Raw genomic sequence first — 11,652 nt, 5'->3', positions numbered from 1 at the left:
TTGTCTTCGTTCATTAGTCTCCATCATGCACTCGGGCTTCCGGAGGAAGCTTAATCCGCTGATGCTGTACTGTATTCAAGATAAGGGATGCTCCATCAAAATCTTTGATTTAGGTGGAGAGGTTCACTACAGGTATAATCCTACAATTCAAAGGTATGCATAACCAAACTTCGAAATTTCCATAAAAAGTACATTAAAGAATTAACAGGACTTAAACTTGATTGAACTGCCCCAACAGAGCAGGGAAGTCCTCGTTGATGGGCAGTTTTATTATTGCTTATTGGCTGAGTTTTTATTTAATTGAGCAATTTTCTTTTTTACTTGTTCTGCTGTTCATCCTGACCTTTTTTCGCGTCTTCGCTTTCTTGCTGTTGCTGCTCCACTTTAGTGAGCCGACAAGCTAGAAAAATTTTAACAAATAGGGCGTGCGAAAACTGGATAACTTGATATTAGGCAAAACCACTGCACATATTCCTTTCCTATCTATACCTTATAGGGAGGAAGGAGTGTTGGAATGTATGATAAACATGTATCCAGTAGTTATTGAAGGAAAACAGTTTACCGCCGTAACGATTAACTTTCCGAAAACGTATTTCTCCGCTGTAACAAATGAAAAAGGCTATATTATGTGCGGAGCTTTAGATGTGGAAATACTGAATAAGAAAAAAGAGAGAGGCATTATTGCAGGCCGTGCATTAGGTGTAACCACAATTGAACAATTGTTGGAAGCACCGTTGGAATCGGTCACTGATGAAGCGAAAAAGCTCGGCATTGCGGCAGGGATGAAAGGGAAAGATGCACTGCTCTTGATGGCTGAGGATTAATATTGCACATGAATAAAATCATGACTAAAACAAGATAAGAGCACAAGAAAAGGACACAGTAAACCGTGTCCTTTTTCTGCTTTACAGCGATACAGGTGCCAAAAAAGCGCCTATTTCTGTGTTTCGTATGATTCCAAATAAAAGTGCCAGAATGGCTGCGCTGATCATTAAGCGTTCAGCCCATACTCGATTCCCCTTATAAGACCAGTATATATAAAGTCCAAAGAAAGGGATCAGGACATAAACGAGCATATTATAGCGGAAAGATTGATACAGATTCCCATCAATCAGGGCTAAAGATGCTCTTGTAACACCGCAGCCGGGGCAGTAAAAGCCTGTTACTTCCCGGAACAAACAAGGAATATGCAGACCCCATTTTGGAGAAAGAACTTTAAGGTAAATAAGGGCTGCTATAAGAAATGTGGCCCCTATCAAAAGCTTTCTTTCCCACGCTTTTCTATTAGTCCACGAGCTTATTAATCTCTGCCTGAGCGATTGCCATGGATATAATCCCAAATCCAAACACCCCTAGAATGACAAATAGAACGCCTTGATCCGAAGAAGAAACGCCTTTCGTTTCTTGTGCTGTGCGTAAAGCCCGGCCGATTTTATAGTACCAGTATAACGTATAAAGTCCACACGTAATCAGCCCTAAAAGAATGGCCATTCCTCCAGACAAGGAGTAATCGCGGCTGAGTTCACGAAGATCCTCTGACAATGTGTACTGCCAGTACAAAGTGTACAGACCGCATGTAATTAAGCTAAGAATGATTGCAATTGCAACGCTGCGTTGCTTTACCATGATGACACGTCCTCTTTCAGCAATTTTATAGCAAGTTCATTCCTGCCAAGCAGGTAAGGGTGAACGACTATACCTCAAACTCATGTCCCTCAATCTTTTCTGTTCGAAAGAATATGTACAAAATAAAAAGCAAACCGGGATAAAAAGATTGATTCAACAGACCTAATCTATATTAAATGAAACAAAACTATAAGTAAAAGGGAATTTTGAAAAGAAAAGTATGAGATAGGAAAAAATTGAATTTGGGTGCTCTAAAAACTTCTTTTCCTCCAGATTAAGCCGATTTGTCCTCTTTAAAATTCAGAAGTTCATTCGATAAATACCGCTATTTAAAGGGGGATAAAAAGTAAAAAAAGAAGCATAAAGCTTTGCTTTAGACTTTTAAACTATAATTTCTTTTAAGGTTAAGCTGTATATTATTGTCATTACAACAACTAGCAAAACAGGTGCGTATTAAAGAGGACGATTAAGAAATGCTTCTCTTCTCGTTTAAAATCTTAATACAAACGACTTTTGGTTCTTTTTTTACTTACAGGTTTATATTTCGATTGAGGGGCAGCCATTAAAAATACTAGAGAAAAATCGAATGGGTATAAATGATTAATAACGCCATTGACACTCATATAAAGAATACATATAGTAATTATTATAATAACTACTAATTAAGGGAGAAGCTAATGGAGGAAATCTATAAAGAATTGCAAAAACTAGGCTTTTCCCAATACGAATGTAAAGCCTATATTAATTTGTTGAAAAATTCACCTGTAACAGGATACGAGGTCAGCAAGCGATCTGGTGTGCCTCGCTCTATGATTTATGAGGTTTTAGGCAAGTTGTTGGATAAAGGGGCTATTTATACTGTTCCCTCAGAGCCGGTGAAGTATGTGCCTCTTCCGGCGAAAGAATTAATCCAGCGGATGCGGAAAAGCTTTGATGAGTCGTTCGATTTTCTAGAAAAGAACCTGCTAACGTTAGAAAATGAACAGGAAACAGATGTAATTTGGCGTGTAAATAGTGACGAGAAAGTGATGACTGAAATCATAGAAATGATTGATGAGGCACAAGAAGAAGTCTGGTTATCCATTTGGAACCCCCAAGCCGCAGCTGTTAAGAAAGTGATAGAGAAAAAAGTTAGTGAGAAAATCAAGGTATTTTCAATGCTTTTTTCAGAACCAAACACGAAACTAGGTATCACGTACCATCATGATTTTATGGCTCACGATATATCAGAAAAACGGATGGGCGGACACTTAACAATTGTTGTCCGGGATAAGGAAGAAGTATTAATTGCCAATTTCTCTCCTGATACAGCTGCTTGGGCAGTTAAAACAAAAGACCCCGCTTTGGTTTTAGTGGCAACCGAATATATCAGACATGATATTGCATTTGGGGAGCTTACAAAAGAAGTAGGAATTGATAAAGTACAATCTTTTTGGAGAAATGACCCAGATCTGTACTACGTAGTTACAGGAAAACGGTTCGAATAATGAGCCGTCTTTTCTTTGCTTTTTTAAATAGGCGTTAGGATTATAACACCTAAAATGAATACGGAAAAGAATTAAAGAGGAAAGGACTGAGAAGAGTGATGACCCATACTATATCAATTCTTGTACAAAACCAGCCGGGAGTTTTGGCTCAATTATCGGAATTGTTTAGAAGCCATGGTTATAATATTGAGAAAATTAAAGCGGGGAAGAGTAAAAAAACAAGCCTCACTAAAATTAAAATTGCTGCTACAGGAAGCGATGAATCATTCGAATCTCTTGCTGTACAATTAGGAGACATATCACATGTAGTAGATGTAGATATATCTAGACAACGCCATTACTCTTTTTGGTTAGTAGCCTATTGCTTATGTATTACGTTACTTGGCACTAATCTTCCCGCCCCTCTTTATGCGGTATACCGATCAGAATGGCAAATGTCTTCAGGAATTATTACTTTTTTGTATGCACTCTATGCGCTCATTGTAATCCCAACTATTATTATTGTGGCGCAGTTTTCTAAACAGTGGGGAAGAAAAAATGTATTATTTGCAGGTGTCATCTTTTCTATTTTAGGTTCTGTTGGTTTTGCCTTATCAAGTGGTGTAAGTGGATTACTTATCGCCCGTTGCTTCCAAGGACTATCAGTTGGAATTCTAAATGGGATCGCCGTTACGTATATGACAGATTTTCATCCTAAACACGACAAGGTGAAAAGTGCATTTGTTGCTGCCATTGCCGGAACTTTAGGAAATGCGATAGGGCCGCTTGTTTCTGGTTTCCTTGGAGATTATTCACCCTATCCTATGCAATTTTCTTATGCTGTCCATGTTTTACTTGCTGTCGCAGGGCTTTTGGGCCTGAATTTTATGTTAGATAGCAAAACTGCTGCAGAACGTGTAACCGTCCTTCAAATACCAGTCATTTCAAAATCATTAAGAAGGCCTTTCTTGCTGGCAGCTTCTGCCTCTTTTCTCTCCTGGGGCGTTATGAGTTTAATGCTGTCGGTTATACCGACCTACCTTAATCTTTTCTCCAACCAGCCTAGTCTTAGTTTTTCAGGGACCATGGTGGCTTTAGTTCTAGGTTTGTCAACTATTCATCAAGTAATATTGAGAAAACAGCCTGTATTTCGTCTAATCGTAATAGGTTATGTTCTTTTAATTCTCGGATTGCTGTGTTTATTTCTCACCTTATGGTCAAAATCCTTATTATTGCTCGTTTTAACGACTATTTTTATCGGATTGGGGAATGGACCGAGTTATGCAGGCAGTTTAGCTTACCTTAATCAAATTTCCACAGACGACAATCGAGCAAATATGACTTCTTCTTTTTTCGTGATGACATATTTAGGAGTCAGTATTCCAGTCATAACGCTTGGTTACATTGGACAATGGCTGGGTCTTACTCATGCCATTCAGGGGTACTCTTGTATTATGATTGCTTTAATTGTTGTCAGTCTTTTCGCCTGGTTGCGCAAAAAAGAAGAGTAAATCTAGATGTTGAAAGATAGGGAGTTTAATTAAAGTGCTTACAATCACTAAATAGCTGAATGTAGGGTTTGTCTTTCATTCGAATGAAAGAAACAAAATTTGTACACCGAATAAAATATAAAAGAACCTTGAGTTTACTCAAGGTTCTTTTATATTTTATTTAATCTGTTTATAAACCAAAGCTATACAGGAGCTCTTTTCTTTTTGTTTCTTTCTTTATTGTTCGCCTAGAAATCGCTGAGCAGGTGTAGAATCTTAGGGAAGTTATATTTCTAATCCGGCAATTCCAAAGGCACCAGGACCGCCATGAGTGGAAATAACAGCGCCAGCTTCAATCCATGTTACATGGTTAAACCCCGCTTCTTCAGCCATTTCATCTATCCGTTTTTTTATGCTGTCATCAAGCCCGCTTGAATACAGAAAATAGAGCTGCCCTTTATCTAGATTATATTTATTTAAATAATCGTGCATCATTTTTTCTGTGACCCGGTTCATATTGCCACGGTATTTCTTAGTGGATACAAGCTTGCCGTCCACTAGTTCAATGAGCGGCTTGATTTTCAATAACGATCCACTAAGGTAAGCGGCATTTGAGACACGGCCGCCCGCTCTTAAAAAATCAAGGCTGCCGGGAATAAAGGCAAGGCGTGATTTAGGAACCTGGGATTCAATTTTTTTGATCAATTCAGAAGGAGTGACAGAAGGCTCCGCTTCCAGCAGGGTAACCGCATACATAACAATCGCCATAAGGCCGCCTGACACATTTAAAGCATCAATCAAAAAAATATCGTCAAACTCCTCGGCCGCGATAACCGCATTTTGAAAAGAAGAAGAGGCACGTGATGTGTAGCCGATATGAATGATAATGCAGCCGGGAAAATCTGATTGGATTTTCGTGAAAAATTCGTGATATTCATTGGAATTGACAGAGGTGGTAGAAGGTATTTTTTTCGTACGTTCATAATAGTTATAAATATCACGAACAGGAATGGAGCCATCCAAGTAATCCTGTCCGTCCATAATGACATGCATGGGCACGACTTGAACACCGCACTTTTGTGCTACATGAACTGGTAAATCGGCTCCGCTTTCAGTAGAAATAATAATTCTTCTCATTAATATCTCCCCTTTTCCGTTCTGCGGCCACTTTTGTATGTTTATTCTATTTTCCAGCTATATCATATGGTGAAAGTATGAGATGATTAATAAAAAGTGTATATGATTTTGAATATTTTTTAAAGATGAACAGTCACTGGCTGTTCATTTTGCTGTATATTGGCGGCCTGATCCCTGTGAATACGTATTTAATGAAAGGCTACATGGAACCTATCCCAATGTATTTAGATGAAAGTGCCCAGATCGCCGGAGCAGGCAATACAAGGATTTTTTTGCAAATTATTTTGACCTTGTCAAAACTAGTAGTAGCTGTAGCAGCTATGAACGGATTTGCAGGCCCGCTGGGTGACTTTATTCGATCTTCTACTATTCTCAAAACGCCGGAACAGCAAATAACGCTTGAAACAACAGTAAAAGATATAGCAACCGAAAAAGAACTGGCAGGGGAAATCACACTGGCAAAATATGAAGTGAAAATAGTAGAGAAAATAAAAGTTCATTAAGCTTTGGAAGCATCCACTTTATGCCGCAAAATTGCTAAAGTGGATTTCTTTTTGCATTTTTAGAAGGTGAAAAGTGCATTGTCTTGCAAGCGATTACTTGATAGAAATACGGCTTTGAGAGATACTAATCATAGGCGTGGAAGAAGAGCGGAAAGAAAGAGACGTAAACTTTCATTTTTAACTATGCTGCATGTACTTGTCATGACATTTATTTTAAGCAGGCTACAACCAACAAGCAGCCTTGTTGCTGGGGTGACATAATCCCCTGTAGCTGCTGACACCTTTGTGAAATGAACAATCTATCTATGTTTTTGCAGGGAAGGGATGCACACAATTCGAATATGTATGTATATGCCCGGAGAGGTGAAAAAGAATATTAAGTAGATAAGACTGTACAAGGTTGGACAAACTGGAACAACCATATAGTGAATAATATTCTTATTGAGGATGGAGCAGTTATAATTGGCGCCAGAATAAAGTATCAGTTTTTGGCAATGATAAATGAAAGAGATAGACAGAAGACAGCGTGGATACAGCCATGCTGTCTTTTATATAAATCAATGATTAAAATCTGTACAAAAAGTAGATCATAATAAAAAGTTGATTAGGTGCTCCCTGGTTCATTATGGATGAATAAATATGAATTTTTCAAAAGTAATAATAAGAAAATAAAACAGAGGAGTAAGAAAATGAAAAATAAATCACGATTTCAAGTCGGTCAATGGGTGGAAGGAGAAACGTGGGACAAACAAAGGATTTACGGTTATGTGGTAAAGGTAGGAAAGCCAGCAGATATCACAAAAGTATATATTGTCAATTCAGCCAATGAAGAATTACGTGGAAGAATGATTCATGTTTTGTCCAAATCACTTCAAAAAGTTCCCGAGCAAACACCAGCTGAAGCGGCAATTGAACAGCTGATTGACCTGGCACTTTTAACAAAGGACCAAGGCTGGTTTGAGCATTTGTCGAAGCAACTGTGTAAGTTGAGAATGCAATATTCATAGCTGTTGTATTTCCCTCTATTTGAAAAGCCAATTTCAAACGGAGAAGCAGTGTATACAGCCAATGAAAAGGAGCTCACAGTGAAAATAAATAATTGTCAGGTTTAAGCAGCATCCACTTTGCACATTAAAATGGCTGAAGTGGATGCTTTTATAATGTTAGAAAGACGATAGAACAATAGGATTTAAGCTGTTTTTATACTTATGTTTATAGCATTCCTTTTCTAGTTATGAAAAGTGATTTAAGATAAATTATTTAAGTTGAACAGAAAATTAGCGTCGCATTCGTCTTCAAAATCCTCGATTTAGTGGGGGTTAGGAGCTAAGATCTTTATTCTCCCCGTTCTTCTATCTTTTTCTTCATTACATCGATTGCCGATTTTTACTTATCATCACTCATACTGATCCTTTTTTGTTTTACAATTCCTTTCCATTTTGACACGATCAACATATTACAAGTACCGAAAAATGGGGATTTGGGTTTGGTCATGAAAGTTGCGAAGTCGCTGCTGCACAAAATTTTAAATCAGACGGAAATCTTCAAAGAACAAAAAGTGTGTGCAGTAGACCTTGGACTCACGAACTCTGCAGTTTGTTCGATTATCGATGCAACAGGCACGTCACCATGATTATGGGCTTTTTACTCTTTGCTTTCATGCTATCAGCGTTCCTTTCAAAAATGGGTGTTAAGTCGAAGCAGGTCGCAGAATATAAAATATAAGTTGAAAAAGCATCCTGCCAGTGACAGGATGCTTTTTTTGATTAAGAGGAAAGAGATAAAGCTTCGCTTTGCACGCTTGCTTCGATATTGCGCAGAATGGAAAACAAAAACTTTTGGGAAGCCCGGCAGTTTTGCCAGGAAGACAGCATAGCTTGAGGGGATTGAATAAATGGGCCTTCTTTCAAAGAAGGATGCAGATGTTTCGCAATATATTGTACGCTCTCAGGCGTAAATTCTGGATGAAATTGAAGGCCAAGCACCCGGTTGTTTACAGAAAACATCTGCCTTGTGCATGCCATGCTGCCAGCTAAGAGAACCGCTTTATCCGGCAGTTCAAATGTATCTTGATGAAATTGAAAGAAACACTCAGGGATCATAACATCTCTCAAAAACGGATGCCTCCGGGCGTGGGGATGAAAAGCGACCGGCCACCAGCCTGCTTCACTATATGTGTGCTGCCGTACCTCTGCACCAAGTGCTGAGGCAATAAGCTGGGCACCCAGGCAAATGCCAAGCACATGTTTCCCGCCATCAATGACGTTTTTCAGCCATTGTTTTTCTGTTTTAAGCCATGGATACTTGTTTTCTTCATAAACAGACATGAGGCCGCCAAGCAAAATCACCAAATCAAATTCCGAAGGGTCGGGGAGGCGTTCTCCTTTATGCAGCCGTGTAGATGTAACCAGCTGATCGGTTTCTTCAAGCCATTGGTGTATTGATCCTAGTCCAAGCAAATCCATATGTTCGATAATGTGTATTCTCACAGCCCTCACCCCTTTTATATTTCTTTTTATTATAAGAATTTCAGGTGGAAAGAGGAAAGAAAGGGTTAGATTTTCTGACAGGATTCTTAAAGATAATTTTAAAACGATATAGTCAGAAAGAAACTAACTGAAAGAAACTTGAATTGGCTTATTACAATGCCGTTTTACTGCATAATGATCTTCAGGAGCATATGTAACAAAAGCAGATTCTCTTTTTGGTTATATCAACCAAAAATCGGCAACTTGCACAAAAAACACAACCGAAATTTCGTCACTTTGTTACATAACATATTTTCTGAAAATTTAATAAAATGAAACTCATCAAAATTGAGGAGGTAATATCTTGGCAGAACTTAAACTAAATCACATTTATAAAGTGTATGATGGCGACGTTACAGCAGTAAAAGATTTTAACTTAAGCATTAAGGATAAAGAATTTCTTGTTTTTGTGGGACCCTCAGGCTGTGGGAAATCTACAACACTGCGTATGATTGCTGGGCTCGAAGACATTTCAAAAGGTGATTTTTTTATTGATAATAAAAGAGTAAATGATGTGGCACCAAAAGATCGCGATATTGCTATGGTATTTCAAAATTATGCACTATATCCGCATATGACAATATACGATAACATGTCATTTGGTCTTAAGCTTCGCAAAACACCGAAAGCAGAGATTAAACGGCGTGTGGAGGAAGCTGCACGCATTCTTGGTCTTGAACCGTATTTGAATCGAAAGCCTAAAGCTCTATCTGGAGGTCAAAGACAGCGTGTGGCACTTGGACGTGCAATCGTTCGTGATGCAAAAGTGTTTTTGATGGATGAGCCGTTATCAAACCTGGATGCTAAACTTCGAGTTCGAATGCGGGCTGAAATTTCTAAGCTTCATCAAAAATTGCAGACAACCACAATTTATGTCACTCACGACCAAACAGAAGCAATGACAATGGCGACCCGTTTAGTTGTAATGAAGGATGGGGTTATTCAGCAGGTTGGAACGCCGAAAGAAGTCTATGATCATCCAAACAATGTTTTTGTCGCAGGATTCATCGGATCGCCTGCCATGAACTTTTTTAAAGGAAAACTTGAGAAAGACTTTTTTGTGGTGGATAATGTTCAAATTAAACTGCCTAATGAGAAGTCAAAACGCTTAAAAGCACTAGGCTATGCTAATAAAGACATCATACTCGGTATACGGCCAGAAAGCATCTATACCAACCTCGATAAATCTCCCGCTGGCCCCGTTGTCGATGTGAAAATTGAAGTGGCAGAATTACTGGGTGCAGAAACACTTGTATACTCATCTATAGGAGGAACCAATTTTGTTGCAAGATTAGGTGCAGACATAGCAGTAAAGTCTGGTGAAATTATGCCGTTAGTACTTGATATGGAAAAAGTGTATTTTTTCGATTCTAATAGCGAGGAGTGTATAGATTTAAAAACAGCTCATACATCCAATTTACTGGCAGAATCAATTTAAAAGGGAAAGAAGAGTGACACTTAACGAAAAGGCAGCGTTTTGGACTATGTACAGGCAGCCAGCTGGCTTATGGTAGTTTCTTTAGTTAGAAATAAAGCAAAATAATACTCAATTCAGGCAGAGAGAACACGGTTAGATTATATAATAAATAATTTTTAGAAAATTTAAATAAATAGTAGACAAATTAATTATTCTCTTTTACTATAAAGGAGAAGTTACTGGTTTAAAGATTTGAATTATCGTTTTGTAGGAGGTGCTTGAAAAAGTTTAATAGAGGGGTTTCTTGCCGCATAATAAAGTTCCTTTAGTTATACTCAAAATTATGACGTCATATGATGTATACAAATTGTTTTATTTTTTTAACCTAAATTATGACGTCGTATGATGTCCTAAAAATATCATATGCTCTAGGGGGAGTAGATCAATGCCGATTAACGTACCGAATTTAAATGAAAATGTAAAAACCATATTAAATGGCCTGGAAAACCGTAATATCACTGACGTGTTTTTTGTAGCATGCGGTGGTTCACTTGCTGTGATGTATGCGAATAAATACTATCTTGATCGTTATTCTAGAGCTTTGAGAGCCAATTGCTATAATTCTGATGAATTTGTTTACCGTAATCCTGTTGCTTTATCAGAACATTCTTTAGTGGTCTTATGCTCGCAAACTGGTACAACGAAGGAAACAGTAAGAGCAGCTGCTTATGCTAAGAGTAAAGGGGCAATTACGGTAGGAATGACAGTCGATAAATTCTCTCCACTTGCCAAAGAGGTTGATTATATTCTTGAATACGAAGCATCCTACACGACTGGCATTCCTATTGATGCGGTAAAGAGTAATTATTCTGTGATGTACCAGCTAGATGCAGGTCTTGTAAAGCTTTTTGATGGTGTAGACCGGGTGTCTAAAACCGTTGGAAGTTTAATGAACCTTCAAACGGTGATTGATAAAGCCCAGGAGCAATACGACGAAATGGGAACGAATTTTGCCCATGCATTTAAAGATGAAAAAGTGATTTATACCATCTCAAGCGGCTTAAGTTATGGATCAGCCTACTCTTATGCTATTTGTGTACTGATGGAGATGCAGTGGATTCATTCCCAAGCAATTCATGCCGGTGAATTTTTCCACGGGCCATTTGAAGTGTTAGATGAAAATGTACCATTTATTCTCTTAAAGGGGATTGATGAAACAAGACCTATAGAAGACAGAGCTCATGACTTTTTATCAAAATACGGCGGCAAATTGATGGTTTTAGACGCCAATGAGATTGATTTTTCAGGAATCGATGAAGAGATGCGGGCATATGTAACGCCGCTGGTTTTCTTTGAGGTTCTATGGAAGTTTTCTTATAAACTGGCGGATCTCAGAAATCATCCAATGCTTGAAGGAAGAAGATACATGAAAAAGTTTGCTTACTAAGCATCGGTTTAAACAGCTTGTATAACAGAGCAAGGGGG

The 11,652-nt window shown here is 38.3% G+C and carries 11 protein-coding genes and 1 pseudogene; 8 read left to right on the top strand and 4 right to left on the bottom strand.

Annotated features, from left to right (window positions below; translation table 11 throughout):
- Positions 1-518: 518 nt before the first annotated feature.
- Positions 519-824, top strand: a complete 306-nt coding sequence (locus M3221_RS18190) for a YunC family protein (RefSeq protein WP_251273141.1) — start codon at positions 519-521, stop codon at positions 822-824.
- Between the two features lie 81 nt (positions 825-905).
- On the opposite strand, the gene M3221_RS18185 is transcribed toward M3221_RS18190, so the two are convergent.
- Together M3221_RS18185 and M3221_RS18180 are read right to left on the bottom strand one after the other, a co-directional pair.
- Positions 906-1,259: a DUF2752 domain-containing protein gene (locus tag M3221_RS18185; protein WP_251273140.1), complete on the bottom strand. Its 354-nt coding sequence runs from the start codon at positions 1,257-1,259 to the stop codon at positions 906-908.
- A 25-nt stretch (positions 1,260-1,284) separates the two neighbouring features.
- The gene (locus M3221_RS18180) at positions 1,285-1,626 is read right to left on the bottom strand and encodes a DUF4234 domain-containing protein (RefSeq protein WP_242236415.1); all 342 of its coding nucleotides are present in this window, start codon (positions 1,624-1,626) and stop codon (positions 1,285-1,287) included.
- Positions 1,627-2,303: 677 nt separating this feature from the next.
- On the opposite strand from M3221_RS18180, the gene M3221_RS18175 reads away from it, so the two are divergent.
- Positions 2,304-3,113 carry a TrmB family transcriptional regulator gene (locus M3221_RS18175; protein ID WP_251273139.1) on the top strand — a complete coding sequence of 270 codons (810 nt, stop codon included), beginning with the start codon at positions 2,304-2,306 and terminating at the stop codon, positions 3,111-3,113.
- 98 nt (positions 3,114-3,211) lie between these two features.
- Entirely contained in the window at positions 3,212-4,603 is a 1,392-nt protein-coding gene (locus M3221_RS18170) for an MFS transporter (protein WP_251273147.1), read from the top strand.
- Positions 4,604-4,867: 264 nt separating this feature from the next.
- Here the strand turns inward: M3221_RS18170 and M3221_RS18165 are convergent, their stop codons facing one another.
- The gene (locus M3221_RS18165; protein ID WP_251273138.1) at positions 4,868-5,719 is read right to left on the bottom strand and encodes a DegV family protein; all 852 of its coding nucleotides are present in this window, start codon (positions 5,717-5,719) and stop codon (positions 4,868-4,870) included.
- 125 nt (positions 5,720-5,844) lie between these two features.
- Between M3221_RS18165 and M3221_RS18160 the strand changes: the two are divergent.
- The 3 genes and pseudogenes from M3221_RS18160 to M3221_RS18150 all read left to right on the top strand — a co-directional run.
- A pseudogene (locus tag M3221_RS18160) lies at positions 5,845-6,105 on the top strand (ABC transporter permease subunit); the annotation flags it as partial.
- An 806-nt stretch (positions 6,106-6,911) separates the two neighbouring features.
- Positions 6,912-7,229, top strand: a complete 318-nt coding sequence (locus tag M3221_RS18155; protein ID WP_251273137.1) for an IDEAL domain-containing protein — start codon at positions 6,912-6,914, stop codon at positions 7,227-7,229.
- A 479-nt stretch (positions 7,230-7,708) separates the two neighbouring features.
- Positions 7,709-7,855 carry a hypothetical protein gene (locus tag M3221_RS18150; protein WP_251273136.1) on the top strand — a complete coding sequence of 49 codons (147 nt, stop codon included), beginning with the start codon at positions 7,709-7,711 and terminating at the stop codon, positions 7,853-7,855.
- Between the two features lie 133 nt (positions 7,856-7,988).
- On the opposite strand, the gene M3221_RS18145 is transcribed toward M3221_RS18150, so the two are convergent.
- A complete protein-coding gene (locus M3221_RS18145) occupies positions 7,989-8,711 on the bottom strand; it encodes a type 1 glutamine amidotransferase (protein ID WP_251273135.1) in 723 nt (240 codons plus the stop codon).
- Between the two features lie 343 nt (positions 8,712-9,054).
- Here M3221_RS18145 and M3221_RS18140 point away from each other — a divergent pair, with 343 nt between their 5' ends.
- Both M3221_RS18140 and M3221_RS18135 read left to right on the top strand, forming a co-directional pair.
- Positions 9,055-10,188 carry an ABC transporter ATP-binding protein gene (locus tag M3221_RS18140; protein WP_251273134.1) on the top strand — a complete coding sequence of 378 codons (1,134 nt, stop codon included), beginning with the start codon at positions 9,055-9,057 and terminating at the stop codon, positions 10,186-10,188.
- A 424-nt stretch (positions 10,189-10,612) separates the two neighbouring features.
- Complete coding sequence (locus M3221_RS18135) at positions 10,613-11,614, top strand: SIS domain-containing protein (RefSeq protein ID WP_251273133.1); 1,002 nt, start codon at positions 10,613-10,615, stop codon at positions 11,612-11,614.
- Positions 11,615-11,652 lie beyond the last annotated feature (38 nt).

This window comes from Domibacillus indicus (genome assembly GCF_023715895.1).
GTDB classification, from domain to species: domain Bacteria; phylum Bacillota; class Bacilli; order Bacillales; family Domibacillaceae; genus Domibacillus; species Domibacillus indicus_A.
The sequence above is the reverse complement of the archived record's forward strand: the minus strand, read 5'-3'. Positions and strand labels throughout refer to the sequence as shown.

Coding starts and splice junctions, on each gene's coding strand:
- M3221_RS18155 (WP_251273137.1), top strand. CDS start 6,912: ATGAAAAATAAATCACGATTTCAAGTCGGTCAATGGGTGGAAGGAGAA.
- M3221_RS18190 (WP_251273141.1), top strand. CDS start 519: ATGATAAACATGTATCCAGTAGTTATTGAAGGAAAACAGTTTACCGCC.
- M3221_RS18180 (WP_242236415.1), bottom strand. CDS start 1,626: ATGGTAAAGCAACGCAGCGTTGCAATTGCAATCATTCTTAGCTTAATT.
- M3221_RS18165 (WP_251273138.1), bottom strand. CDS start 5,719: ATGAGAAGAATTATTATTTCTACTGAAAGCGGAGCCGATTTACCAGTT.
- M3221_RS18135 (WP_251273133.1), top strand. CDS start 10,613: ATGCCGATTAACGTACCGAATTTAAATGAAAATGTAAAAACCATATTA.
- M3221_RS18170 (WP_251273147.1), top strand. CDS start 3,212: ATGACCCATACTATATCAATTCTTGTACAAAACCAGCCGGGAGTTTTG.
- M3221_RS18175 (WP_251273139.1), top strand. CDS start 2,304: ATGGAGGAAATCTATAAAGAATTGCAAAAACTAGGCTTTTCCCAATAC.